General features: G+C 36.1%; 28 protein-coding genes. 6 read left to right on the top strand and 22 right to left on the bottom strand.

From position 1 onward, the window contains the following. Positions 1 to 188: 188 nt before the first annotated feature. A complete protein-coding gene (locus tag AOLE_RS19770; RefSeq protein WP_004643213.1) occupies positions 189 to 320 on the bottom strand; it encodes a hypothetical protein in 132 nt (43 codons plus the stop codon). Positions 321 to 470: 150 nt separating this feature from the next. Then, complete coding sequence (locus AOLE_RS06970; protein WP_004791662.1) at positions 471 to 1,340, bottom strand: LysR family transcriptional regulator; 870 nt, start codon at positions 1,338 to 1,340, stop codon at positions 471 to 473. A 225-nt stretch (positions 1,341 to 1,565) separates the two neighbouring features. On the opposite strand from AOLE_RS06970, the gene AOLE_RS06965 reads away from it, so the two are divergent. Further along, positions 1,566 to 2,420, top strand: coding sequence for a DMT family transporter (locus AOLE_RS06965; protein WP_013197413.1), 855 nt, complete (start codon positions 1,566 to 1,568; stop codon positions 2,418 to 2,420). A gap of 53 nt (positions 2,421 to 2,473) precedes the next feature. Here AOLE_RS06965 and AOLE_RS06960 read toward each other — a convergent pair whose 3' ends face one another. The 4 genes from AOLE_RS06960 to AOLE_RS06945 all read right to left on the bottom strand — a co-directional run bounded on the left by AOLE_RS06960 (position 2,474) and on the right by AOLE_RS06945 (position 5,325). Then, positions 2,474 to 2,737, bottom strand: coding sequence for a hypothetical protein (locus AOLE_RS06960; RefSeq protein ID WP_013197412.1), 264 nt, complete (start codon positions 2,735 to 2,737; stop codon positions 2,474 to 2,476). A gap of 161 nt (positions 2,738 to 2,898) precedes the next feature. Then, entirely contained in the window at positions 2,899 to 4,005 is a 1,107-nt protein-coding gene (locus AOLE_RS06955) for a minor capsid protein (protein ID WP_013197411.1), read from the bottom strand. A gap of 158 nt (positions 4,006 to 4,163) precedes the next feature. Next, positions 4,164 to 4,406, bottom strand: a complete 243-nt coding sequence (locus AOLE_RS20665) for a hypothetical protein (protein ID WP_013197410.1) — start codon at positions 4,404 to 4,406, stop codon at positions 4,164 to 4,166. A gap of 604 nt (positions 4,407 to 5,010) precedes the next feature. Next, positions 5,011 to 5,325: a winged helix-turn-helix transcriptional regulator gene (locus AOLE_RS06945; RefSeq protein ID WP_004791654.1), complete on the bottom strand. Its 315-nt coding sequence runs from the start codon at positions 5,323 to 5,325 to the stop codon at positions 5,011 to 5,013. Between the two features lie 110 nt (positions 5,326 to 5,435). Between AOLE_RS06945 and AOLE_RS06940 the strand changes: the two genes are divergently transcribed. Next, positions 5,436 to 5,852 carry a carboxymuconolactone decarboxylase family protein gene (locus AOLE_RS06940; RefSeq protein ID WP_013197409.1) on the top strand — a complete coding sequence of 139 codons (417 nt, stop codon included), beginning with the start codon at positions 5,436 to 5,438 and terminating at the stop codon, positions 5,850 to 5,852. Between the two features lie 85 nt (positions 5,853 to 5,937). On the opposite strand, the gene AOLE_RS06935 is transcribed toward AOLE_RS06940, so the two are convergent. The 6 genes from AOLE_RS06935 to AOLE_RS06910 form a co-directional block, all read right to left on the bottom strand. Further along, entirely contained in the window at positions 5,938 to 6,510 is a 573-nt protein-coding gene (locus AOLE_RS06935) for a lysozyme (RefSeq protein WP_013197408.1), read from the bottom strand. Positions 6,511 to 6,525: 15 nt separating this feature from the next. Beyond that, positions 6,526 to 7,035: a hotdog fold domain-containing protein gene (locus AOLE_RS06930; protein ID WP_013197407.1), complete on the bottom strand. Its 510-nt coding sequence runs from the start codon at positions 7,033 to 7,035 to the stop codon at positions 6,526 to 6,528. 185 nt (positions 7,036 to 7,220) lie between these two features. After that, positions 7,221 to 7,421, bottom strand: a complete 201-nt coding sequence (locus AOLE_RS06925; protein ID WP_004791647.1) for a hypothetical protein — start codon at positions 7,419 to 7,421, stop codon at positions 7,221 to 7,223. A gap of 107 nt (positions 7,422 to 7,528) precedes the next feature. Continuing rightward, positions 7,529 to 7,798 (bottom strand): hypothetical protein, encoded by a 270-nt coding sequence (locus AOLE_RS06920; protein ID WP_005306505.1) that lies wholly within the window; start codon positions 7,796 to 7,798, stop codon positions 7,529 to 7,531. Positions 7,799 to 8,089: 291 nt separating this feature from the next. Beyond that, positions 8,090 to 8,464 carry a TonB C-terminal domain-containing protein gene (locus AOLE_RS06915; RefSeq protein WP_013197406.1) on the bottom strand — a complete coding sequence of 125 codons (375 nt, stop codon included), beginning with the start codon at positions 8,462 to 8,464 and terminating at the stop codon, positions 8,090 to 8,092. A 149-nt stretch (positions 8,465 to 8,613) separates the two neighbouring features. Next, positions 8,614 to 8,838 carry a hypothetical protein gene (locus tag AOLE_RS06910; protein ID WP_013197405.1) on the bottom strand — a complete coding sequence of 75 codons (225 nt, stop codon included), beginning with the start codon at positions 8,836 to 8,838 and terminating at the stop codon, positions 8,614 to 8,616. Positions 8,839 to 9,106: 268 nt separating this feature from the next. Between AOLE_RS06910 and AOLE_RS06905 the strand changes: the two genes are divergently transcribed. Further along, positions 9,107 to 9,829, top strand: coding sequence for a type 1 glutamine amidotransferase (locus AOLE_RS06905; RefSeq protein ID WP_013197404.1), 723 nt, complete (start codon positions 9,107 to 9,109; stop codon positions 9,827 to 9,829). 112 nt (positions 9,830 to 9,941) lie between these two features. Next, the gene (locus tag AOLE_RS06900) at positions 9,942 to 10,463 is read left to right on the top strand and encodes a hypothetical protein (RefSeq protein WP_013197403.1); all 522 of its coding nucleotides are present in this window, start codon (positions 9,942 to 9,944) and stop codon (positions 10,461 to 10,463) included. Between the two features lie 53 nt (positions 10,464 to 10,516). Here AOLE_RS06900 and AOLE_RS06895 read toward each other — a convergent pair whose 3' ends face one another. From AOLE_RS06895 to pepN, 10 genes are all read right to left on the bottom strand, one after another. Further along, complete coding sequence (locus AOLE_RS06895; RefSeq protein WP_013197402.1) at positions 10,517 to 11,071, bottom strand: TetR/AcrR family transcriptional regulator; 555 nt, start codon at positions 11,069 to 11,071, stop codon at positions 10,517 to 10,519. Between the two features lie 570 nt (positions 11,072 to 11,641). Next, the gene (locus tag AOLE_RS06890; protein ID WP_013197401.1) at positions 11,642 to 12,199 is read right to left on the bottom strand and encodes a chorismate mutase; all 558 of its coding nucleotides are present in this window, start codon (positions 12,197 to 12,199) and stop codon (positions 11,642 to 11,644) included. Positions 12,200 to 12,277: 78 nt separating this feature from the next. Next, on the bottom strand, positions 12,278 to 12,961 hold the full coding sequence (locus AOLE_RS06885; protein ID WP_013197400.1) for an SDR family NAD(P)-dependent oxidoreductase: 684 nt from the start codon (positions 12,959 to 12,961) through the stop codon (positions 12,278 to 12,280). Positions 12,962 to 12,972: 11 nt separating this feature from the next. Further along, the gene (locus AOLE_RS06880; RefSeq protein WP_013197399.1) at positions 12,973 to 13,734 is read right to left on the bottom strand and encodes an SDR family NAD(P)-dependent oxidoreductase; all 762 of its coding nucleotides are present in this window, start codon (positions 13,732 to 13,734) and stop codon (positions 12,973 to 12,975) included. Positions 13,735 to 13,741: 7 nt separating this feature from the next. Beyond that, complete coding sequence (locus AOLE_RS06875; protein WP_013197398.1) at positions 13,742 to 14,428, bottom strand: glutathione S-transferase; 687 nt, start codon at positions 14,426 to 14,428, stop codon at positions 13,742 to 13,744. Between the two features lie 228 nt (positions 14,429 to 14,656). Next, a complete protein-coding gene (locus AOLE_RS06870) occupies positions 14,657 to 15,679 on the bottom strand; it encodes a Csu type fimbrial protein (protein WP_013197397.1) in 1,023 nt (340 codons plus the stop codon). After that, entirely contained in the window at positions 15,670 to 18,129 is a 2,460-nt protein-coding gene (locus AOLE_RS06865; RefSeq protein ID WP_013197396.1) for a fimbria/pilus outer membrane usher protein, read from the bottom strand. The genes AOLE_RS06870 and AOLE_RS06865 overlap by 10 nt, the downstream gene beginning before the upstream one ends. 9 nt (positions 18,130 to 18,138) lie before the next feature. Next, on the bottom strand, positions 18,139 to 18,831 hold the full coding sequence (locus tag AOLE_RS06860; RefSeq protein WP_041834574.1) for a fimbrial biogenesis chaperone: 693 nt from the start codon (positions 18,829 to 18,831) through the stop codon (positions 18,139 to 18,141). An 84-nt stretch (positions 18,832 to 18,915) separates the two neighbouring features. Further along, positions 18,916 to 19,446: a Csu type fimbrial protein gene (locus tag AOLE_RS06855; RefSeq protein WP_013197394.1), complete on the bottom strand. Its 531-nt coding sequence runs from the start codon at positions 19,444 to 19,446 to the stop codon at positions 18,916 to 18,918. 585 nt (positions 19,447 to 20,031) lie between these two features. Next, entirely contained in the window at positions 20,032 to 22,638 is a 2,607-nt protein-coding gene (pepN, locus tag AOLE_RS06850; protein ID WP_013197393.1) for an aminopeptidase N, read from the bottom strand. Between the two features lie 319 nt (positions 22,639 to 22,957). On the opposite strand from pepN, the gene AOLE_RS06845 reads away from it, so the two are divergent. Together AOLE_RS06845 and AOLE_RS06840 are read left to right on the top strand one after the other, a co-directional pair. Then, the gene (locus tag AOLE_RS06845; RefSeq protein WP_013197392.1) at positions 22,958 to 23,215 is read left to right on the top strand and encodes a hypothetical protein; all 258 of its coding nucleotides are present in this window, start codon (positions 22,958 to 22,960) and stop codon (positions 23,213 to 23,215) included. Between the two features lie 151 nt (positions 23,216 to 23,366). Beyond that, positions 23,367 to 24,524 carry a hypothetical protein gene (locus AOLE_RS06840; RefSeq protein ID WP_013197391.1) on the top strand — a complete coding sequence of 386 codons (1,158 nt, stop codon included), beginning with the start codon at positions 23,367 to 23,369 and terminating at the stop codon, positions 24,522 to 24,524. The last annotated feature ends 13 nt before the right edge of the window (positions 24,525 to 24,537 follow it).

Genomic DNA, 24,537 nt, shown 5'->3' with positions numbered 1-24,537 from the left:
TTTAAATATAGAGTTATATTTAAAGTGATTCCTGTTCAATTAAATATATTTAAAACCAAGTATATTAGTCAACATATTTTGAACAGTGCCATTAAAAATAAATATTTCGAGTTACAATTCACACTTTAAGATTAAAATAAAAAGATATAAAAAACCCATCTTACGATGGGTTTCAAAATTCATTTGGATTATGAATCTTTGTCCATTGAATGAGGAGTAGTCGTTTTATCTTGCTGCTTTGTATCGTTTTCACCTTGGCAAGCACTCACACTTAAAGAAATAATGGCAGCTAAACCTAAGGTAGCCATAATTTTTGTCATATTTCACCTCATGAATTATTTAGATAGTGAGTTAATAAATACTTTTTATTAGTTTTACGATCAGCATAGGTTTCTAGGCTTTTTTGTAGATTTAACGCAAAAATGTAAAGCGCTTTAGTTTCATCTAAATATCAACTTAAGATTTGAACATTAAACATTAACTGAGTGTCTGAGCGTTTTAATGAGTAATTCATATAGGTGGTCTACAGCTTTTGACTCTAAAGAAGATCTACTCCGATAAACAGCAGCCTCCATTGGCTCTAATGGCCCAAGTCCATGATCTGCACCTAATATGGTTAAATGCTCAGGTGCACTGCATTGTGTGAACACAGCGATTGCTAAACCGCTTTCAACTGCTGCAATTTGACCAGCCAAACTTGAACTGTTGTACACCACACGGTAACGGCGCCCTTGTAATGCCAAAGAATGAATAGCACTCTTCTTAGCTTGGCTGGTACTTTCGTAAACTGCAATTGGAAGCGGGTCTTCTCGCCAGAGTTCAAATTGTGGAGAGCCAACCCATACCATTGGTTCATGAAATAACAGTGTTCCTTGACGAGCGTTATCTCTTGAAATTAATGCCAAATCTATATCACCACTTTCTACTCGCGGAATTAAAGAAGTCGATTGTTCACAAATCAATTCAATTTCAACCCCTCCGTAACGTGGTGCAAAGCGTTTAAGTACAGGCGTTAAATATTTAGCAGCATAGTCATCAGGTACACCAAGACGTATACGGCCCTTTAATTCATCTCCATGAAATGCCATTTGAGCTTCAGCATGCAAATCTAAAATACGACGTGCATAACCTAAGAGTAGCTGTCCTTGCGACGTTAATTCAATTTGTCGATGTGTTCGTATTAAAAGTTGGCAATGTAGCGCTTCTTCTAGTTTTTTCAGTTGCATGCTAACCGCAGACTGTGAGCGATATAACTCAGGTGCTGCATTCGACAATGAGCCTGTATCAACGACTGTGACAAAACACTTTAACCAATCAATCTGTAAGTTTTTTATATTCATTACGATTTATCTATTCGATTTTCAAATAGTATATAAAAGAATTATGCGCTTTTCTTTATCTATTCTCTCTCCCATACTGAAATTAGAAGAAGTTAAAACAATTCATTTTTCTAAAAGAAGATATCCGTGAATTGATTAATGTCTGAATAACACGTTAATAGCGACACCTACTCACAATTTCATCACTTCGTATTTCTTAGGTATTACGCACTAGGAGGAGGTTTTATGCGCCTAAATAAACAGATGCTTGCATCACAAAGTGCAACATCTATTTTCGTTTTACTTTGGGGAAGTGCTGCAATTTTTACTCGTTGGGGACTCGATAGTGCCTCACCCATAGCCTTATTAATTCTCCGCTTTTCTACTGCTTTAATTGCTCTGTCGCTACTGGCTATTTTTAGAAAACGGCTCTTACCCAAGTATGGAACCCGTAAGCAAGTTTTACTAACGGGCCTACTCATAATTGCAGGTTATTCAATCTGCTATTTTAAAGCTATGGCTCATGGGGTCACGCCTGGTTTGATGGCCACAATCATGGGAATACAACCCATTTTAACGCTTTGCCTTCTAGAAAAGAATTTACAAAAAGAAAGACTTTTCGGTTTACTGATTGCTTTAGCTGGACTCATTCTTTTAGTCTGGAAAAGCCTAACAATGTCGTTTATTGCGCCAATCGGCATATTCTTTGCCTTGGCTGCCCTCATCTGTATAACCTTTGGGGCCATTATGCAAAAGAACATTCAACAGGCTCCGACAGATGTCCTACCACTACAATATGTAGTTAGCCTTGTAGTTTGCCTATTTATAGTTCCCTTTGAACATTTTGAAATAACGTGGAATTCGCAACTGATTATTTCTGTCTTATTTCTTGGAATTTTAATTTCTGTAGTTGCACAACTTTTACTTTACCGACTTTTAAGTCAAGGCAATATTGTCAACGTGACAAGCTTGTTCTATTTAGTTCCCATTGTTACTGCGCTATTAGATTTTCTAATTTTAAAAAATACGTTACCTCTGGCAGGTTTAATTGGGATGATTGCAATTTTACTAGGCTTATTGCTTGTATTTAAAAAGAGATAACTCATAGAAATAATATAGAACCCTCAACTGAGGGTCTTATTTTGAGTAAAAGTTTAATCTAAATTTTTCCAGTCTGTACCAATTTGAGCTAATGCTGGAAGTTCATCACTATTAAAAACATTAGAATTACGGTCAATAGCAAATCGATAGATGGGCATAGAATCAGCTTCAGTTTTCTTAAAGAAACTGAAGTTTTCATTAAGATGATAATTGCCCCCTTCTGTAGATTTTGTTGCTGTTCCTGAAGGTATATGAGTATAACTTTCACACTCTACTTCAACATTATTTCCAGTAAGATCTTGGTAGGAAAATTTCATGTTTTAATCCTTTCTAAATTTTTATGATTGAGAAAAACTTAACATGCTATCGGGCTAGATTACTGAAACTTTTTTAACTAATTGTTTAAGTGTGTATATTTGGTTAAAACTAAAAAAGTTATTCAAGATAAAAATCCTATTTAAAATGTTTCGGTTCTCACTCACAAATCCAAAAATTTTAAAGCCAGCTCATCAAGTTCTTTAAGTTCCTCAAGCGTATATAACCGTCCCTCTGGATCAAAAAATTTATCAAAATCGAATTGCCCTTCTTTATATAATTGATATCGTTTAGGCCCTAACCATTCTTTTTGAAAGAAATCATCTGTCAGTTTAAAAAACTCTTTAAAAGAAGTATTTGCATCTAGCTGGCCAGTTAATTGTTCGCGCTCATCTTTAGGAATATCTTTAAATTTTCTTTCATCCATAATGAAAGCTCGACTGCCAACGAGCTGACCATCCTCAAGAGTTGGAACTAAAATGCTGCGACAATGGGGATGCAAAGGCGGAACTTTTTTTGCCGGATCGTTAAGCTGCCATACCGTTCCATCAAGTGAAGCGCATGTTTTCGATGTTCTCCCATCAAGAACACTTACAAATCTGACATATTCAAACTTTAATTGTTTATAACTATTTAAATATGCCTGATTCGATATGTGGCTTCGAATTGTACGTACAGTTCGTTCAATATCTGTTTTAGTACTATTGAGTAGCCCATCTTCATATTTAACACGTTTAGTTCCATGAATACGCTGAATAATTTGTAGGGTTGTAGCACCAATATTAAGCCCATCTCGAATCGCATATTCAACTCTTTGACGAGCTACCTCAGCAATTTTAGAGAGTAGTTCATCTACTAATGCTCCGCCCGCTAAAGGAACGCGTTTAGCCGCTTTGTAGAGTTGCTCGCCTTTTAACTCTTTATGTTGGCCGCCAAAAATTTTTGACATATATCTGGCTTCATAGAAAGCCAATGCCACAGCAGATATTGTAAAAGTGTCAGTGAGAGCTTCATTAATCAAATTAAACCACTGAGAAATTAGCGCACGTATCTCTCTTAAATTGGCTGTTGAATAAATTCCACCAGCCAATAGTGCTTTTTCCTTTTCATTTAGCTCATCTAATAAGTTAGCCAACTTATCAAGCATGGTAACCGTTTCAGAATTAAATAAATTAAGAAGTTCATTGACCGATCTTGATGATGCTCGATATAGATAGGCCTGATGTTGAGTCAAAATATCAAAAAGTGTTTTTTGATGAAGATTAGCCATAAAAATTTACCTCTACAGAAGTGCTTTTTTATTGTTTTGCTATTTATATTTTCAGTATCTCTAGAACAAGTTATGACTAACAAGCACACCTACGTAAAGTTATTTAGCTAAATGCTCATCCTTGTAATGCATTTTTTATAAACGTACCTTAACGTAATCTAAATAGGATCTTTCCTATTGAGTAAAACAGCATTACTCGGAATACTTTTAAGTATTTTCTTTTGTTGTTTAAGCCATTTTTTACAAAATTTCTGATCAGATTGTTCCGAAAAGTTGTCTTTAGGCTTGTTATAGGAAGCATCACGCATATTTTCAGATCGTACACACGGCCAATTGTTTAAGTGGGGTGTCAACACAGCATTACTGACCAATGAAAGCTCTTCTAATCTAATCAAATTCATCTCTACTTCCCTCTAGCGTCCCTCACTCTTCAATTAATTCATATAAGACTTTATTTTGAATAATCTATAGACGGCTATTGTTTATTCCCTAAACCGATCCACTTAGGGCTACACACAAATAACATGCCTTCAAAAATGCAAAGTGCAAATTTTGTGTATTGATTTATCAAACATGTAAGTTGCTATAGGAATGAATAAATTGAGTTTAAATAGACTGATGAAGATATTTAGAATGTTTTCTTCTTTGTTGCTTTAATTTCAGATATACTGAACTTAGTATGAGATGAGCCTTATATAGTTCATTGCTAGATCAATGAACGACTAAGCCCTTCGCTTTCGAGCAAGGGCTTTTTTAATGCCTAAAATTTGAGAAAACTTATACTTAGATGAACTGTCTGGTCGGCTATTGGTTTGCCTTTATAGATCAGGTCTGTTAGATTGGTCTTGTTCATCAACTCCTATTGTCGATGAATACTGAAGCCTGATTCGTAGCATCAGGCTTTTTTTATGCCTAAAATTTGTATAAATAATCCTGTCCAAATGATGGCATATGATCTCGGTACGATCCGAAACAAAGTAAATCAAACTATAAAATAAACCAGCCTTATCTTACTTTTAGCCAAGTGCCTACTTCTTTTAGCACATCAACTAAACCGTTTAATTTCTTGCCATCTTCGGTTAGTGAGTACTCAACTTTAACAGGAACTTCCGCAAAAACTTCTCTGTTAATAAACCCTTCTTCTTCAAGAAAACGCAATTCTAAAGTTAGCATTCTTTGAGAAATATTAGGTATTGCGCGTCTGAGTTCATTAAAGCGCATAGGTCTTTCGATGAGAAATGAAATAATTAACATTCTCCAGCGGCCACCCAATACTGTCATTGCCTCTTCTACAGAACAGCCAGAAATATTATCTTTCATTATTTAATTAGGTATAAAAAATATACCTATATAACAAAATAGTGCCTAATTTACAATATATACCTAGTGGTAAATAATAGTTTTTTATCACCAAAAGACTGGCCTAGATTATGGAATATAAAGAAGTTGCTAAAAAAACGATTCATCATTTGTACTCAGCACATGCATCTATTCGCACCTCAGGCATCGACCCTCAAATCATTGCTTTAGCTGAGTTGTATGTGTCACAAATCAATGGCTGTGCTTACTGCTGCGCTTTTCATGCTCAGGAATTAAGAGATATGGGAGTAAGCCAAGAAGTGATTGATAAAATTCCGGGCTATAAACATTCGAATGCCTTTTCAAAGAAGCAGCACCTTGCTCTTGAACTTGCGGAGGCAGTCACTTTTCTATCTGACAAAATTGAAACTGTAAAAGCTCATTTAGCTGAATATTTTAGTGAAAGAGAGATTGTAGAGTTAACGACCAGCATTTCGCTCATGGGGGCTTTAAACCGGCTTAGAATCACTTTAGGTGATAAAAGTTAATCTATTTTCTTCCTAACATGAAAAAGCCCTAATTATTTGGGGCTTTTAATGAATTTTTGACAAAGTTTAATAAAAATTGAAAGCACTATTTTGGCGATAAAAATAATTTCTTTTCGATTGCTCGGCGATTCACTAGCCCCTGCAACCGCTTACCACCAGCATTGACCCAGACATCAAACTGGTTTCCAGCCTCTTTATAATCACCTAAATTTAAATTTTTGAGTAAGGTCGAATTTTTAAAAGCCCCAACTCCAATGTTATAAGCTAAAGAGACTAATGCATCGAATTGATTCTGTTTTAAAGGCACTTTTACAACACTATTTACTGCGCGCTCAAATATCTTTAAATCATGCTGCATATAAGCTTTAGCCTGTTCAAGTGTGCATCGGTCTCTTTCACTTACACGCTGGCCATTAGGATATCGCGTCGTGCCATATCCAATAGTCCATACCCCAGTACCATCGTCATAAGCACTAAGTTTTAATCCTTCAAAATTACAAATTAGGTTTACACCTTCTAAACTAAGAGACATCTCATCAACAGCGACACCTATCAATTCATCACCATAATCAGTTGCTGTAGCAATCTGATCCACTGCTGCATCTTGCTGAGGCTTAGCAGTAAAAAATTTGCGGAGATAATCCAATATTTTTTGCATTTAATGCCCTGTTATTTACTTTTTCTCTGTAACCCAAAGCGTAATATACCCTTGAACTACAGGCTGCCCATCCGCTCTATAAGCATTAACTTTTACTTGCATATCTCCAACTTTCCACTCGTCATCAATAGTTGCTACTAACTTAATATCAGAATCGGCCTTAGCTACATAATTTACGCTCATACCTTTAGGTAACCATCTTAAATGTTGAGGTACTGATGCTTCAGCTAATACACCCATGACAAATTCCAACCCATTACATATGGCAATAACGTGTACAGTCCCGATATGATTTTCGATTGATTTATTTTTTTTGATTGAGGCTTCGCACAGGTTCAAATCTAATTTTTGAATCATTGGATTTACAGTCTGAAAATATGGAGCCACTCGACTAACAACTTTTGATAATAGCGTTAATCCGCCTGGTACATTTTTCAAAGTCTTAAACGCGAGCAGAACATCATTGAGCGGTGGAACAGCTTTATTTTTGATTTTGTTGGTAAATGTAGAAATATAATTACTCATAGTTTTACTTCAATTCGAGAATTAATCATTCAATAAATATATATGTACCCACTTCTACACTCATTGCTTAGTTCTCAATTTTTTGAGTCATTAATGATAATGATTAAATAGCCTTGAACGTACCGTACTGCTCAACTAGAAATTCTAAAATATTAAAAATGCCCAATATTGAATTGGGCTTTAAATTATTCTTCAATTTCGATGGGATCACCATCTTCAGGGCGAATGTGACGCTCACCATCATCGGCCGGATCTACACTCGAGCCATCTTTGGTAATGCTGTTATACAACTCATCCTCTTTTTTATCATCGATAAATTCTTCATCGGCAAAATCGAGAGGCTCTTCATCATCGTCAAAATTTAAGGGTTTTTCTTCATCTATCATGAGATTCATCCTCTACTTAACTTGTGTCACTCCATGCTTAAATAATTAACGGCTACATTCAACACCAAACCATCATCATTTGTGTAACTGACATTTTCGGATACGTTTTAGTTTTTGTTATTTTCAAGATGGTTCAAAATACTACTAATTTTTAAAAGTAAGTAACCAAACAGTAGCCCATTAAATATAATGAAAAGACCAACTGTAACCATTTCTTTAGACCAAACTTGAATAATGTCTAAATTATCATTTCTTGTTTCAACTTGCCCATATGACAAAATAAAGGCTATTCCCAAAACAATTCCAAATAAAATTACGCCCCACGCGACAACTGTGGTTGCCTTACTTTCACTATGGAGTTTGTTTGCTTGACTCATACTTTTTCTTGTCACATTTTAGAGTTCATATCATTTTTTTATATTAATTTAATGCCTATTTAAAGTTTTGTTTATGTTATGTTTTGATAGCAATGTAAGTAATCTTTATATTTTGTTTACCTCTCCATCAACTGTCTTATTTTCAATTTAAAATGATATGTTTATTTTACTTTTTTCAAAGAAATCTATATCCCCATTAAACTAACTACCTCCACTTTTTCATAAGGTAAGAGAGCAAATTTATATACATTAAAAGTTTTAAATTTGCCCCCACGCTGAAGAAAAACTTACTTATTTAGCCTGAAATTTCATATTGAATTTTCTTGCTTGCTTTCTTACTTCAGGATTTGAAGGCAAAGCAAATGGGCTTGCACGCCAAATCGCCTTTTCAATACTAGTTTTAAATTTTTGTTCTTCTTTATCTAAAAAGATGATTTGCTCAATTTCTCCACTGTCAGTTAAAAATACTTTAACGCTTGCACTCATCCCTGTAGAAGATGCTGGAATATCCCATATTTTATAAATTTTCTTTTGATATTGCTTTTTATATTTTTCAGCTTCTGAAGTAATTTTATTATCGGTCACTTGAACAGGTATAACCTGTTTATGGCCAGTCGCACACCCAACTAATAAAAATAAAGAAGCAATAATAGTGAAGTTTTTCATTTAAAATACCTTTTTTCAATAATTAAAATTTAACAGTTTAAATTTTAAAAAACCACCCGAAGGCGATATTAATCACTGATTATCCCTAGCCAGCAAAGGTAGTAGGCCATCCTGATCTACCTTTGTTTAAATTCATTTTTTATTTTTCTTTAAAAAGGGACTTCGTAACGAAAATTCATATTTGAATTTTCCGGCACATTATAGACATCTTGATCAGTAAAAATTCCGTGTTCAGGTGTTTTAAAACTATTAAATGCCTTATTAACTGGAACAGCTGGAGCGTTATTTAAATAATTTTCTTGAGAATTATATGGAGATGAAGCACAGCCAATCAGCCCAAAACCCAATAAAGATACAAGTAGAAATGTCTTCATAAATTTTGACTACCGTTATAAAAGCCACACAACTTAACAAATTGAACAGCTATTGTCACACCACAACTATTTAGTAATACTTAATAATAAATCAATAAGACCCGCATTAATAAAATGAGTAACTCTATTTAAATCATATAAAAACCCATACATCTGGACCATATAACTTTTAAAAACTGGATGTATTAGATAAAGCCTACCACTCTTAATCTATCCTCGATTTATCACGAATGATTTATTAATTAACGCTTAGATTTTGAGGACTAACATGCGCCTACATTTTATTGTTCATGAAGATTTTGAAGCACCCGGTGCGTATGAAATATGGGCTCAAAATAATGACTTCAAAATTACATATTCAAGAGTATATTTAAATGAAGCTTTGCCATCTTCTGCTGAAGATATAGATTTCCTTATTGTGATGGGTGGTCCACAAGATCCAGATACGACACTAGAGATGTGCCCTTACTTTAATTCATTAGCTGAACAATCAATCATTAAAAAAGCGATTGAAGCAAATAAAGTAGTTATCGGGGTATGTTTAGGATCTCAATTGATAGGTCAAGCTTTAGGGGCCAAATTTGAGCATAGCCCTGAAAGAGAAATTGGCAAATTTCCAATTATGCTTACAGAATATGGCATAACAAACTCTAAGTTTTCACACTTAGGAAAAATGACCGAAGTTGGGCATTGGCATAATGATATGCCGGGTTTAACTCCCAACGCAAAAATCATCGCTTTTAGTGCAGGTTGTCCAAGACAAATTATTGAATATTCAAAATTAGTGTATGGACTGCAATGTCATATGGAATTAACTACAGAAGTCGTTGAATTGCTGATTCAACACTCAGAAGCTGAGTTAAATCAGGCGCATCATTATAAATTCGTGAATAGTCGTGAAGAATTACGAAATCACGATTACCAAGAGATGAATCAAAACCTCTTTATTTTTCTGGATAAACTGAAAGAAGAATACTCAAAACAACATTAAAAAATGAGTGTAAAAAGCCTTCTTAAGTTGGCTTTTACACTCGCCTATAGATCTTATTATTTACTAGATGATCAAATCCACTCAAAATTTAATCTCCAAAAAATCAACTTTAATGTTACAATACAGTGATTTACTCAATTTCAATTGGACTTCAAAAGAAATGAATAGATTGTTATTAATTTTTTTATCTTTAAATATTAGTCTTTTTTCTCCCGTAGCTTTTTCTGAAACAAACACATTTCAAATGAAACAAGAATATAACCCTCCTAACTTTAATCAGCATAAGAGCATGCTTGCAGTAAACGCAAATTCTCAAGAACATAAATTTAATGGGCAACCAAAAGAGTTTTCTAATTCTGGCACCAATCATCAAAATGTAGATTTTTTTGAAATTGCAAAACAATATCAAGAAAAGGAAACTAAGCCGTCTTACTCTACTGAAGAAACCGTCAATATGAGTGATCATGAGCGTAGTCTTTACTACATTAGAAATCATGATAATGTTGGCATTCAAAGAGAATTTAATGGTCAGCAGTTTAAATCGCTAAAACAACAGCGCGATAAAGGCGTGATTTCAAATGATGTATATAAAGAAAAGGTCTACAAAATCTTAAGCCAACCTTCTTTTAAATAAGTTAGAAGCCCTCACTTGAGGGCTTATCTTTAAACATTAAAGTCTTCGCCAATTTAAGTAAGCATCGACATAAAATATTCTAATAACTTATCTCTTTCATCGATCTTATTCGCACTTAAAAGCTGAACCATTGCCCCATCAATCACAAACAAAAACATGTAAGCGTCTTCAAGTGTAGCGGTAACTTTTACGGTTAAAATCAGCTTATAAATTTCTTTAATGAACCAATTTCGATAGTCACTGACGATTTTGTAGGCTGTGGGATAAAGCTTTTCAATTTCAAAAATGGCTTTAAACTGCAAATGATAAAACCCTTCTAAATCAGCATGTAAAAAAAAGATTTTCTTTAATTTATCGAAAACCATAAGTTCACGGTACGAATGGATAATCGAAAACACCTCGTCTTTTAACGCATCTTTTTGAAAAGTCAGACACATCTCGACAAGTTTTTCTTTACATGAAAAGCAGTTATAAAAAGTGGCTTTGGGTATTTTGGCATCCTTAACAATTCGGTCTACACCGACATTATTAAAGCCATATTGATTAAATAAATTTCTTGCCACGTGCAGCACTCGCAGTGCTTTAAATGATGCTTCTAAAGTTGGCATAGACATACCGTTTAAAATAATTTTTTGTTGTATATAAATGAGATAAAAATGCCGTCACTCTTAAATTGAGTGCTAAAAACAGGCACATCAAGGCAGCGCAAATCCTGCCTTACATATCTCAGGCTTTATTGTTGATATGATTTTTTAGTCGTAATGATCTAAAGGTTAAAACCTATAGTCGATTAAACCGCTTTAAATGCCAGTGAGGTATAGGCGTAAAGACTTTGGCAAGGACTACCAATGAGAGAGATGAAATAGTACGCATAACGAACTCCTAGATGAAATAGAAGTTCTGCCAAATCACTGCTAAATGATTATGGTGGCAGAACGAAGAAGGGTTAGCAGACCAGTCATCTAGGAACCGGCACGCCCGAGGGCGTCCCTCCTCCGTCCTACCGCTACGAAGGGAGACGAACGAGTTCGACACCAAAAAATTACTTTTTTGATGTCCTAGATGAAAACGGTCTGCTAAAACCGACTGGCAATGTGGCCAGCAGGCAAAGGATAATCGGAGAGGTTTTGGGTGTCAATGTGATATTGACTAGAAAATGGTTAAATAATTATTGTTTTTCATTCTCTTAACTTAATTTTATTTAATGTCATACATAAAGCTTTTTTATCGGCCTCTTTAAGTTGAGGATGCTGTACAGACCACATGTAGCTACAGCTATGAGGTGCTTTATTATTATTTTTCTTGAGTTCATAGGCAATATTTTTTAAAAGCTCAGTATTTAGCGTACTAATTTTTAAACGTACTTCGGCTAAATCTTGCGGTTTCCAATTAGTTTCTGGACTCGACAACCAGTCTGCGCGATATCGGTACTGAATTACCTTCGCAACATTCATTTGAGTCACAATAAATGGCTTAACTGTTTCACTATTTAGGCCAAAAGAATCGGCTTCAGAAAGTGATTGATCGAGAACTTTCTTTTCTTGAGTTAAATCTTCAATCGGCAAATGCTGTTCTGCTTTATAACCCGCGACATCTTTCATATAAGATAAACGCTCGTTAATTAAACGAGCAGTTTGATCATATTGATATGCTTGTGCTAATGAAGAAACACACATGAAAGCTGCCAACGTACAAACCACTTTAACAGCTGGCTGAGTACTCTTAATTTTTGCCATGTAAATACCTATCGAAATTATTGTTCTGTCGTCATTCCAGATCAGTACTGTATTTTAACAACATGCGAAAGTAAAATTTCAAGATAGGCTGAGTTCTTGGCTCCATGCCGAATCAGGCTGCTGATAGATGTGTTGGCACACTTGCTTAACAGATGAAATAAAGTGTTGGTCCTGCCCATCCCATTTTTCAACCATGCAATAGCTAATATGAATGCCTTTAGGATGAAACTCTCTTGCTAATGACTGCGCTAAAGCACGAATACCCGCAAACATGCTTTGGCTTAACACATCGTAATGGGTCGAGTTGTTAAATGGTGCACCAAGAAAAATAAGAGTGCCCCGCTGCTCCTTTAACATCGGCTTAATCACAGCTTGCGCTACACTCACTGCACTTAAGCCTGTGGTCTGCCAATTGTGTTCAATCTCTTCTAAAGATAAAGCCTCAATATTTGGCGAAGATGAAAAATTCGGCTGAAACACACAGAGTTCAATTGTATGTCTTTGAGTGGAAATATAACGCACCAAGCTTTTTAAATGATCTGCATTTACTAAGTTCAAATGAACTGCTGTTACGCCATCATTGATTGACTGAACTTGGATTTTTTGCACAGCTGAATCATGCACAACTTGATAAAGGTGTAATGGAAATTGTGCGTTTTTATCTAGAATTACAAAATCACGCTCGATTAAGTGTAAATCATGACCAGCAACGACAACACAGCCCTGCTTTTTTTGAAATCTCTGACATATTTTTTTTAGCATTTTAGTCTCTCTCAAAATTTTTCTTGGTAAGGGCGTAAATCGAGTTCATGTGTCCAAAGCTTCGGTGTTTGTTGATAAAGCATCCAATAGTTTTCTGCAATTGCATCAATATTGAGGCCACCCGTGCCACGTGTAAGTCGGGCTAACCGCCCCAGACCAAATAATGCTTTATTTACCCTATCGCCATCGACCATTCCATCAATAATCACATGAGCAATATGTATGTCTTGTGATTTATAGATTTGAACTAGATTGAGTGCATAAGCCCGCAAAGCAGATTTACCCATGGTAAAAGCTGCGAAAAAAGGTTTCCCTCGTAAAGAAGCGCTCGCACCTGTAAAAATAAGCGTACCGTGGTTTTGATCTTTAAAGATTTTCAGACAGATTTGAGAAACTAAATAAGCTGATAAAAAAGTGGATTGCCACATTTGCGTAAAAAACGACAGCGGACTGCGTAAAAAGATTGAGGGAATATTTCCCCCCACATTATGAATGACAGCAGTAATGCGCTCATTTTGACTGGTGATTGTGTCAAATAAAGCTTGTACTTGCTTTATATCTTCTGCATCTAGACGAAATGCGACAGCGTCCCCACCTTTCGAATGAATTTCGGCAGCCACTGCTTCAATTTTCTGGAAAGTACGCCCAGCGACATAAACTTTTAAACCTTCTTTTGCAAAACGATGGCTCACGGCTGCACCAATACCTTGTAATGCACCAACGCCAATGACAACTGCACAATCTATTTTTTTATCTGGTGTTGCTAATGTCATGGTCATTTCACCCTGTTTGTTTTTTATACCATAAAGCAATAAACGGACGATCCAAAATTTCTTTACTAAATTTTTTGCTTGTGCGAACCACTTCACCAAGTTGAGCGACCACCGCAATGTCGGCAATTGTCTGAGAGTCTCCAACTAGCCATTCACTTTGCGATAAAACTTGTTCGATACGGTCAAGGTGTCTTCTAAACTCTGCTTCAACATTTTCAGCTTTCATTCGACCTAGACCTTGAAAGAAAAGCTGTGTTTTTAACTCGGCTAAAATAAATCCTTTTACCATTGGTCTTTCATACGCTGGGCGGCCAATACTGCTAATGCGAATTGCTTCTTCTAGCGCATCTGGGTCATTTACGCGGAAATAGACTTCATAAAAATAGAGAGCTTCATCTGCCCAGTCTTCCCACAGTTCTGCAAGTGCTTTTTGATTTGGATCTTCAGGATAAAGCCGTGGTGTATCTGGATAAGTTTCTTCTAGGTAGCGAGCAATTCGGGTACTGTCTTGAATTCGCTGTCCATTATGGTCAATTACAGGTACTTTACCCACTTTACTGAGCAAAGGAACTTTAGCCCCCAAAATGCCATTATAGTTAACTGTGTCAAATGAGATTCCTTTAAATTTTAAAATTCTTGAAACTTTCTGACAAAATGGGGAAATTTCCCATTGATGCAAAATAATATCCGACATTTATTCACCTTTATTTTAATTGCGTGTTTAGCTCACTAGTTCTTTTTTAGAACTAATCAATAAATATACAGAATGTATTTTTAAGTCAAACTGTTTTTGATGACGAATAAGTTTTAAAAAGCCAAAATTAATTGATTTATATAATTTTATGTTTAGCCATTTTTAATGAATATAATTGAAATTACGCGGAACTATGCGACTAACATAGAACCGCGTATATTTGATAAATTAATAAGTTACTGTCACAACAACACTATCAGAATAATTTCCTGGTGTACTTGCAATGGAAGTACCTTGTGGAATTTTTCCATAGACAGGTGTGCTTTGAGCGCTACCTGTTCCTGTACCCGATACCCCACCGGCTCCCCCAACATTGGTTACGCCACCTGTGGCATCCCACACCGTACTATAGTTAGAGTCTTTATATAACTGATAGGGAATATATTCATTATTACCATTGGTCATACGCCTGAATCCCCCAGCAATACGGTTGTTTCCATCTCCTAAATAAATGCTATATGGCGTTCCATAATTACAGGTCGAATTTACTGCTCCTTGCGCTGTGTAATCCCGCTTAGTCGTACTAATATCATTAATATTGCTGAAATCTACTGTTGAGGTTGAGTTTAATTGGCACATACTTGGTACCACAAAATTCGCTGTTAAAGTTACATTTCCAGAGTCCCAGCTGAGTAAATCACCTAAACATAACACCGCTAAAAGATCCATATCCCAAAATAGTTGAACCGTAGCTGTATAGGTTCCTTTAGGGTAGGCAATGAGTGACCCCGTTCGAGCTGGTACTTTCACATTTACTGAGTAGCTAAGAATATTATTTGAAGCAAGTGTTACCACTGGACCATACCAAACATTGGAGGTTTGGTTGGTGGTAGAAGAACCTGCTCCACCTACAGTTGCAGTGACCGTATATGGTAAAGTCACACTATTATTCGCAGTAGTTGCTCCTGTAAATACTGTCTTCATACACATAAATGGAGATATCTGAGGTATTATTCCTCCATTCGTACAAGTAATTGTTCCTGAAAGGTTTACAGTTGCATCACTATTAATATTTGCTGCTGTGTAGGTAAACGTATTATTTGTGGTTCCAGCTACCGTACAAGCAGCATGTGCTGGACTAAAAAATGCATAAACAAGATAAAATAAGCAAATACCTATAAAGTATTTTAAAGACAATGAAAATTTCTTATAGCTCTCTATTTGAGCCTTATTCATAATATTTAATGACATACATAAGGTCCCAATTTTTTAGTTGAGTACTGATTACTGTTATATGTGAAGTCAACTTGGCATGAACCATGATCCAGAAGATCGACTTCAAGCTGGTTTTGCTTTAATAGGTTTGGAATAAATACTTCACCGTCGTAGCCAACTACACCCTCTTGCTGACCATTAATTCGAACCGTATAGCCCGGTAATAAAGGTGAATTATTCTGGTCAACAAGTTTCACTAATCCAGAAATGACCTGATGAGCACCAAAGTCAATAAGACCACCTTGGCGATAACCTACAACTGTTTTTTGGTCTGTAGACTTCACGCTCCAATTCAAAGGCAGATACGATGGATCTAAATAAATATGGTTCTCTCTATATGGCATGAGGCTTGGAATAAGAAACCTTCCAGATTTATCTGTTGTTCCTAGATTTACTCCACCATTTAAAATTTGGCTTTGTGGCCCAGCATTGGTCACAACTGCGTAGCCGTCTCCAATTTCATTGGCCGCAAAAATCCGACCTGCTGCCGCAACCAATGATCCTGTCGCTGAAACTGCAACTTGGTCATTATCTCCAATTCGGTTATATCGACCTGTCAGATAAGCTGCCCGAGCTCGGTAAGAGCCATAAATTGAAGCATTATTCTCTTGCGCATCCTGATCACGTTCAACATAGCCTCCCCATCCAAATGAACCGATTTGAGGTTCTGATAAACCGAATAATTCTTGGCGATACCTTAGACTGCCGTTGTCACTAGAAACACTCGTAATCGCATTAACTCGGGTAGATGGTGTATAGCGCAGCGCAAAGTAAATGCCATAGTCTTTTTGATTTTCATAATCTTTATAAGCCGATGCATAAAAGCCCCAGTTATTGTTCAGAGTTCCGCTTAAATTGGCAGATACTAATTTATTAGCATTGTCGCTATATTTAATCTGGTTATAACCCAGATAGGCGCTATAGCCTTCGTAAAAGTTATAGCTCATCCCTGCCCTAAAAATCTCATCTGCCAGCGCACTGTAGCTCAGGTAGTTCTGCGGCTCAGAAGTCATTTGGTTATCTTTTAAATATCGAATTTGAGACACACGGGCAAGATCAAAGTAGTTATCAAATACCTTACGGTAACTGGTATTAAACGAAATATTTTTACTAATACGCCCTTCTAAACCGACTAGAGCAGAATAACCGTTTTCATCTTTGTACTGACTCGCTGCAATGTCAGCATTAATCACCCCAAAGCCAAACAGATTCTTGGCAAACCCCGTCCCGAGGTTCGATAAACCATCTGTTGAAGCCTCTGCACCACCACTTAAGGTCAGTGAGTTGCTGTAGCCATATCGAATCGCACCCGAAGCAAAAGTGGCATCATCATAATCGTTTGAAAACAGCCCATAGTTATAGCGTGGAACACCAACATCTACTGAAAATTCATTAATACCTTTTGCCAGAATTTTTGATGAAAAATAGTAAGCCTGTTTAGTAATGCTCTGCTGACCCGTTGCATCAGTAGTCACAAGAGTCACTTCATTGCCTGAAATAAACGGGAGCTGCTTAATATCAAACGGGCCTGATGGCACAAGCCCTGAATAAATCTTTTGCTGGTTAACATATAAATCTAGTGTTGAAGGAAGTGCTGCCGAACCCGAAAATTGTGGGAATGCCGACGTGACAATATCACCTCGTTGAGTATAAGCACTCGACCACTGGAAACCCGCCAAACGTACACTATTCCCCCAATCAGAACTATTGGAAATAAAATCCCCTAAGGTATATATCCTGACTTTTTCAGGATCTACATATTGCCACTTACTTTCTAAGCGCACCCATTTTTCATGGCTATAACTCGTTTCATTACTACCGTTGTATAAAACGCCCGAAGAAAAGTTACCAATTGCGCTGTTAAAAATCCCTTCTGCCGAACCTGAGAAAACATTCTCGTCATTGGTTATAGTGTTATACAGGCTGTAGTTCAGAATAGCCGCGGTTAAGGGCTTCATTTTCAGCAAATGAGGGCTGGTGACCTTCTGGCCGCTTAAATCAACTGAGTAACCAGTTAACATGCTCGACGGAACTTGTAAATTTAGAGCCTGTTCATTCTCTAAATATTTGAACTGGATTCCTTTTAGCTCGTTAATACACACCCATTGGCTATCAGGAAGCTGCTCATCTATTTTTAGTCTTAAAGTTTTTAACACACCTGAACGAATAAATAACTTTCCATCCTTAGATTGCTTCGCAGCAACTAAGTCTTCAGATGCATTAGAATTAATAGAAACATTTAAAAATAATTTAATGAAATTAACATCTTGATCCTGCTCATTCGTCTCTAATTGTGTATATTTATTATTGCTACCAACTGATTTAGGAACACTAGGAACCGCAGTATTCGTATAATCTTGTAACTGTTCGGCAAAAGAATACGCAGGAAAATACGTAACACATAAGACACCTATAATGTATTTCATATAAGCCTCTTAAAGTGTGGTTTTCTTACCATTAACTGTTAGAGATACGCTGTATTTATGATTTGGCTGATATGTAAAATTATTAATAGAGTAACTTCGCGATTGCTCCGCAAGGATATAACCATTCACGGTATTTACTTTAATGGGGTAACTTTTATTCGCAGTTGTATCAACAAGCATTAAATTATTTAAAAGTGCATGCCGGTTTCCAATATTACTAATGTTTAAGGAAGGTACTTCCTGATTTGTATCAATTTTCCAATTCAGTTTAGTGATCGCATCTTTATTGACTACAAATACGGGTAATGATGAGCGAAGTAATACATTTACGCCTTGAGCAGCTTTACGGCTATCAATTGGTTTTGGTAGCTCATCAATAATAATACGATAGGTTTTTTCACCAGAAATAGGTGTTGGATTAATTCTGACTACACGTAAGTTATAAGAATCATTAGGTTGTAATTTTAAAAATGGTGGACTAATGGCAATCTCATCTGTAGGTGTTAACTGATCTTGTCCATTTTTTTGAGTCCATTCAAATACGCGAATCTGCAAATCAGTACTTTCATTTGACTGATTAAATAAACTAATTGATGAAGCATTTTGATTACTTAATATTTCTACATTCACAGGCGAAAGACGGATTGTCGCGGCGTTAATAGAGCTAGATAAAGATAAGAATAATCCCGTAATAATAAAAATATTTTTTTCATAATTTGCTCAAATATAACTTTTTTAATGTATTAGCCCTTTTAAAAGGGCTAATGTATTTTTAATTTATACAAATTAATAAGTTACCGTTACAGTTACACTATCAACATAGCTACCAGCACTTGGTAAAGTTGTGCCGGCAGGAATACGGCCATAAACATTCACTGTTTGAACATTACCAGTTGCAGTTCCACTATAGGCAGTTGTTGCAATACCGATTGCTGTGGCACGTCCTGTGTCAGAGAAAAGGTTGTAAGGGATATATTCGTTGCTAGTTGCACCACCAATCATACGACGTTGAGTTGATAAAACATTCTGACCACCATCAAATGACAAAGTCCATGGCACAGTATTATTACAAAGAACTTTAATTGAGGTACCACCTGTTGTTGTGGTATCTGCATCGACATTGCTAGTAAGTGAACTTAGTGTACCAAAGTCTAAAACTGCATTTGTTGTCGTTCCGGTTGCAGAAGTATTTAAGACACAACTATTCGTTACGGTTGCCTTAACAGTTAATGTACCTGTTGCTGTAGCTGCATTTGCTGTATTAAGAGAAAATAACCCTACAGCAATGAGTGATAAATGAAAAAAAGTCTTCTTCATAGTTAAAACCTTTTAAATGAAATTGTTAAAAGTAATAGATATAAAAAATTTGCCACTTATTCTTACAATCATTTCTATTTAAGGGCTCCTTATAAAGCTTATTTTTTTATCCTATTTTAAATATAATACACAAAAACAATTAAAATGCATGTTCACGTTATTATTTTTATTTCCAATCTATAAAACAAATTTACCTAAACTTATTCTATGGATACAAAAAACAATAATTACAAAACATAAATATATGATTTAACTAAATTTAATAAAATTATTAGAGAAAATATTAAATTAAATTTAAATAAATATTACAGAATCGAGCTCACCTTAAAAAATTAGATATTATTTCTTAATTTATTTATTTTTATATTATTTATCTCTTTAATTTTCATTTTATATTATTTCTTAAAGATCCATCTTCAAAAAATATTAAGTTTTATAATTTATAAAACAATAAAATGATAAAACTTAGAGCTACAGATGAACTACAACAAGGATATTTTTGTTTATTTAAAACGTTGAATAACTATTACATATATAAAAAAGTAAAGGCCTCTTACGAGACCTTTATTAAGTATTTTTAAATAATTAAACGCTTAACATACTATTTAAAGTTTCAGAAACGTTTTTCGATTTCACTTTAGGCTGTAATGCTTGTAAAGCCTGTTGCACTTGAGTACGTTGCGGTTCAGCAAGTGTGTACCAACGCGACAATACCTGTAACAGACGTGAACCTAAAATTGGGTTCTTTTCATCTAGATATTGTGCAAGGTTAATAAAGTGAGCTACACCAAAGCCCCAAGTATTTTCAGGGTTATTTGACAACCCTCCACTCACCGCACGAATACGGTTTGGCGTTGTTAAATCATAGTCAGGATGTTGAGTCAGGTACTCGATTGTTTCTGCTGTCGCATTTGGGTTTGCTGCCTGAATCATGAACCATTGATCTAAAGACAAGGCTTCATCTTTAAAGCGGTCATAGAAATCAGCAAGTGCATCTTGAGCTTGAGGCGCATTTTGCCAAACCAATACACGTAACGCCCCTAAGCGTTCAGACATATTACCTGTGTTTTGATATTGCACGTGTGCAAGTTCAAATGCAGTTTGGTCACCCTGACGAGCCATCATCATCAACATAATATTCTTTAACGCACGCACACCCATTGCCAAAGAAAACTCTTTTTGCAAGTCTGGGTCAAGCGTAAGGTAAGTATCTTTCCAGAATGAACCTAACTCTTGTGCTAAACGATTCAGCAAGGCTTCACGTTTTACATGAATATCAGATGGTGCATAGTTCTGATCGATACGACTACCTAAATAACCTTCACTTGGTACATCAAACAAACGCGATGCTAAAAGCGGGTCACGGCCAACTAGCTCAGGTAAAGTGCTTTGAATAGCTTGAATATAAGCATCAGCTGAATGGTCTTCTAGCAAGATACGTTCAAGCAAGGTTTGGGTTGCTTGCCACTGGTTAAAGCCATTCGTTTCGTGCTGAATTAAGAAAGCTAATTCTTCATCGGTATAGTCAAATACAAGATTCACAGGGGCAGAGAAATTACGAAGTAGCGACACCACTGGTTGCTCAGTCACGCCAGTAAATTCAATGCTTGCCTCGCCTTGATCAAATAGGTACACGCCATCTTTAACATCATTTACGAATAGGCTGTCACTGTGCAATGTGTATTGCTCGCCTGTTTTAGCATTAAATAGCGCTAAAGCTACAGGAATTGGAACAGCTTTTAAATTTGGGTATTTAGGATGTGCTTTCAGGCTTTGTTTAAAGCTTAAACGGTAAGTTTGTGCTGCTGCATCATATTCACCTTTTGCTTCAAGCTTTGGTGTACCTGGTTGGTTATACCAAGTTAAGAATGCAGATAAATCTACACCAGAACCCGCTGTTAAAGCAGCAACCCAATCTTCTACAGTTACAGCTTGCCCATCATGACGGCGGAAATATTCGTCGGTTCCTTGACGGTATTTTTCTTTACCGAGTAAGGTCGACATCATGCGGTTAATTTCCGCACCTTTTTCATAAACAGTTGCCGTATAGAAGTTATTAATTTCTACGAAGTGGTCTGGACGTGGCGGGTGCGACAATGGACCTGCATCTTCAGGGAACTGATGAGACTTAAGCACAGCGACATCATCAATACGTTGAACCGCAGCAGATTGTAAATCTTCAGAGAAAGATTGATCACGGAATACTGTTAAACCTTCTTTTAAGCAAAGTTGGAACCAGTCACGGCAAGTAATACGGTTACCTGTCCAGTTATGGAAATATTCATGGGCAATCACAGACTGGACACGCATAATCGCTGCGTCAGTTGTGTACTCTTCATCGGCAAGTACACATGACGTATTAAAGATATTTAAACCTTTATTTTCCATTGCGCCCATGTTGAATTGGCTTACCGCAACAATCATATAGTTGTCGAGGTCATAAGCACGGCCATAGTGTTCTTCATCCCAACGCATTGAATGCTTTAATGCTTCCATCGCGATATGGCATTTTGGAATATCTTTCTCAATCGCATAGATTTCTAAAGCAACATCGCGCCCTTCAGAGGTCGTATAACGATCTTTAAGTACAGCTAAATCACCAATAACGCAGGCAAACAAATAGCTTGGTTTTTTAGTCGGGTCTTGCCAGATCGCAAAGTGACGGTTTTCGCCAACTTCACCTGTTTCTAGCAAATTACCATTGGCAAGTAACACTGGATATTTTTTGTCTGCTTCTACACGCGTAGTAAAGACTGAAAGTACGTCTGGACGGTCTGGGTAGAACGTAATTTTGCGGAAACCTTCAGGTTCGTTTTGGGTTACAAACAACTCATCGGCTTTATATAAACCTTCTAATTGAGTATTGGTTTCAGGATGAATAATGACCTGTGTTTGTAAAATGACTTCAGCTGGTGCGTTAGTGATCACCAATTGCTCACTATCGAGTGAATATTGTGCAGAAGTAAGAATTTGTCCATTTAACTGAACAGATTGCAACTCAAGATCACGACCAAGTAAAACCAGATCGCCGTCAGTTTGGCGCTTCATCACCAACGTTGAATCAACAATCGTTTTATCATCATATACTTGAATATCAAGATTAATTGATTCAACTAAAAACGCAGGTTTTTGATAATCTTTTAAATAAACTGTTTGATCTGCCTGAACTGGAGGCTGCGCCGCAATATTCATCTTTATTCCTTATATACTCGTCTAAAACGGCAGTATGAGTCGCCATGAAATATCATACGCCAAGTCATACATACTGTATTTGCTTACCTTTATAAAATTAATGGGACTTCATTGATACATTTCAAATTAGAATCGGGTTTTATTAGCACAGATTAGACCAAATTTACGATAATCGTTGTTTATATAAGCAATCTATACAATAAAAATAAAACACCTTTAGCTTTTAACATTTTTTAGAGTCAGCTTACATTTTGGGCATGGTTCTTGCCTATTTAAATAGACCAATATGGGTATTTCAATAAGAGCAAGAGGTGTCAATATGGAATTAAAAGCACATTTTCATCGTTTAGAAAATATTAAAGCGATTCATGATTTACACGCAGCTGGACTCGATCACCATGTGATTGCGGTGTTCTTAACTGCGGAAGGTATTTCTATGACCACTCAGGAGGTTAGCTCCATTGTGAATACTTACGATGCACTAGGCAAAGTAAAATTACCAAGTAAAAAAGTACAGGCACTTATTAATGCCAAAAAACTTGGACAGAATGATGAGAACTTGCCGTGCCCTGTTTAATCAACAATTTAACTCACGATAAAGACCTAAAATTCTCACATAGATTTTAGGTCTTTTTATTTTAACAACAAACGCAACTAGCAATCTCAGCCATATACAGTACGGCTGTGTATAATAGCCCCATCATTTTTTATTTTATGTTCGGAGCAAAATGGCCTTACAAATTCTACAGAAACAACTGGATGAAAGTAGCCATTGTCCTCTCTGCCAAGCTTCAATGTACTGGGTAGATGCCGAGCAATTTGAACAAGACATTCAATTTCATGAATGCAGTCATTGTCAGCACCGCATATTTAAAGATGAAAAAATGACGTGCCACTGTGAGACATGCACAAAACAACGGAAAAAGCTTTTACAGCAAACACGCTTACAAGAACAACGTCAATTTAAATCAAAAGAACAGCCACAACGTAGTCTGGAACAGCTCAGTTTTTTGCATAAACTTTTCTTGCTGAGTCTTTTAGATGAATATGCACGTGAAGAAATCACTCATGATGAATATATTCATTGGGACAAAATTAAATATCATCACATCACTCCTAACTGGATGTTTCAGAGCTATTTAATTAAACAGCTACATAAAGATGGCATTTTGAATGCAAATGATCAAACTGAAGATCCACAGTGTTTTTATTTAAATATTCGTTTAGATGGCTACAGCGATCCAAGTTTATTTAGTGTGGCTCAACAACTGCGGAACTGGTTTTATGAAAATTTAAGTTACGGCGTTCCCTTTCGTAGTGCAGATGAAGTTAAAGATGTACTTTTTCAGGTGCTCTATCAAGAAATTATTCAGTTCATGCAATTTTATTGTCGAACTTGGGGCATCCAGATTGCTGGGAATTCAAATTTCCAAAGCTTTTGCTACCGCTTAATGGAATCATTGGCGATTGGACAGATCTATTATCTGATTCAGACGGCACTCGAATATCTTTATAAACAAAAAGCTTTACAGCCTCGCAATGAGAAATTTATTAACACCAATTTGTTAAAGAAAACATTAGAGCAATATCGTGAGAGAGCCTTAACTGAAAAGTGGGAAACCTCCATGCTGCCTCGTCCGCACAACATTCCCTATAGTAAAATGAGTTATATTTTGCTTAACCGTTTCTTAGGTTATGACGAACAGATATTTGTACAACCTGTATGGAAAGCATGGCGCAAAATTGAACCACGTTTAAACTTTTATTCTGTCAAACGTTGTATGCATTGTGGTTCAAATGATTTAACTGTTGATTATGATGCGGCAGATTATGTTTCTTTGATTTGCCAAAAATGTAAGCATCAAGACCACTATTTTACCCACTAAATCTATATCACTT

It is taken from the genome of Acinetobacter oleivorans DR1, assembly GCF_000196795.1.
In the GTDB taxonomy this organism is placed as follows: Bacteria; Pseudomonadota; Gammaproteobacteria; order Pseudomonadales; family Moraxellaceae; genus Acinetobacter; species Acinetobacter oleivorans.
This window is presented reverse-complemented; position numbering and strand designations above follow the sequence as displayed.

Excerpts from the sequence above, each read along its gene's own strand:
- AOLE_RS06875 (WP_013197398.1), bottom strand. The coding sequence starts at position 14,428 with ATGTCGGATATTATTTTGCATCAATGGGAAATTTCCCCATTTTGTCAG.
- AOLE_RS19770 (WP_004643213.1), bottom strand. The coding sequence starts at position 320 with ATGACAAAAATTATGGCTACCTTAGGTTTAGCTGCCATTATTTCTTTA.
- AOLE_RS06880 (WP_013197399.1), bottom strand. The coding sequence starts at position 13,734 with ATGACATTAGCAACACCAGATAAAAAAATAGATTGTGCAGTTGTCATT.
- AOLE_RS06970 (WP_004791662.1), bottom strand. The coding sequence starts at position 1,340 with ATGAATATAAAAAACTTACAGATTGATTGGTTAAAGTGTTTTGTCACA.
- AOLE_RS06905 (WP_013197404.1), top strand. The coding sequence starts at position 9,107 with ATGCGCCTACATTTTATTGTTCATGAAGATTTTGAAGCACCCGGTGCG.
- AOLE_RS06855 (WP_013197394.1), bottom strand. The coding sequence starts at position 19,446 with ATGAAGAAGACTTTTTTTCATTTATCACTCATTGCTGTAGGGTTATTT.
- AOLE_RS06955 (WP_013197411.1), bottom strand. The coding sequence starts at position 4,005 with ATGGCTAATCTTCATCAAAAAACACTTTTTGATATTTTGACTCAACAT.
- AOLE_RS06965 (WP_013197413.1), top strand. The coding sequence starts at position 1,566 with ATGCGCCTAAATAAACAGATGCTTGCATCACAAAGTGCAACATCTATT.
- AOLE_RS06845 (WP_013197392.1), top strand. The coding sequence starts at position 22,958 with ATGGAATTAAAAGCACATTTTCATCGTTTAGAAAATATTAAAGCGATT.
- AOLE_RS06945 (WP_004791654.1), bottom strand. The coding sequence starts at position 5,325 with ATGAAAGATAATATTTCTGGCTGTTCTGTAGAAGAGGCAATGACAGTA.
- AOLE_RS20665 (WP_013197410.1), bottom strand. The coding sequence starts at position 4,406 with ATGAATTTGATTAGATTAGAAGAGCTTTCATTGGTCAGTAATGCTGTG.
- AOLE_RS06930 (WP_013197407.1), bottom strand. The coding sequence starts at position 7,035 with ATGAGTAATTATATTTCTACATTTACCAACAAAATCAAAAATAAAGCT.
- AOLE_RS06940 (WP_013197409.1), top strand. The coding sequence starts at position 5,436 with ATGGAATATAAAGAAGTTGCTAAAAAAACGATTCATCATTTGTACTCA.
- AOLE_RS06900 (WP_013197403.1), top strand. The coding sequence starts at position 9,942 with ATGTTACAATACAGTGATTTACTCAATTTCAATTGGACTTCAAAAGAA.
- AOLE_RS06920 (WP_005306505.1), bottom strand. The coding sequence starts at position 7,798 with ATGAGTCAAGCAAACAAACTCCATAGTGAAAGTAAGGCAACCACAGTT.
- AOLE_RS06960 (WP_013197412.1), bottom strand. The coding sequence starts at position 2,737 with ATGAAATTTTCCTACCAAGATCTTACTGGAAATAATGTTGAAGTAGAG.
- AOLE_RS06840 (WP_013197391.1), top strand. The coding sequence starts at position 23,367 with ATGGCCTTACAAATTCTACAGAAACAACTGGATGAAAGTAGCCATTGT.
- AOLE_RS06935 (WP_013197408.1), bottom strand. The coding sequence starts at position 6,510 with ATGCAAAAAATATTGGATTATCTCCGCAAATTTTTTACTGCTAAGCCT.
- AOLE_RS06870 (WP_013197397.1), bottom strand. The coding sequence starts at position 15,679 with ATGTCATTAAATATTATGAATAAGGCTCAAATAGAGAGCTATAAGAAA.
- AOLE_RS06925 (WP_004791647.1), bottom strand. The coding sequence starts at position 7,421 with ATGATAGATGAAGAAAAACCCTTAAATTTTGACGATGATGAAGAGCCT.
- AOLE_RS06895 (WP_013197402.1), bottom strand. The coding sequence starts at position 11,071 with ATGCCAACTTTAGAAGCATCATTTAAAGCACTGCGAGTGCTGCACGTG.
- AOLE_RS06910 (WP_013197405.1), bottom strand. The coding sequence starts at position 8,838 with ATGAAGACATTTCTACTTGTATCTTTATTGGGTTTTGGGCTGATTGGC.
- AOLE_RS06890 (WP_013197401.1), bottom strand. The coding sequence starts at position 12,199 with ATGGCAAAAATTAAGAGTACTCAGCCAGCTGTTAAAGTGGTTTGTACG.
- AOLE_RS06885 (WP_013197400.1), bottom strand. The coding sequence starts at position 12,961 with ATGCTAAAAAAAATATGTCAGAGATTTCAAAAAAAGCAGGGCTGTGTT.
- pepN (WP_013197393.1), bottom strand. The coding sequence starts at position 22,638 with ATGAATATTGCGGCGCAGCCTCCAGTTCAGGCAGATCAAACAGTTTAT.
- AOLE_RS06865 (WP_013197396.1), bottom strand. The coding sequence starts at position 18,129 with ATGAAATACATTATAGGTGTCTTATGTGTTACGTATTTTCCTGCGTAT.
- AOLE_RS06915 (WP_013197406.1), bottom strand. The coding sequence starts at position 8,464 with ATGAAAAACTTCACTATTATTGCTTCTTTATTTTTATTAGTTGGGTGT.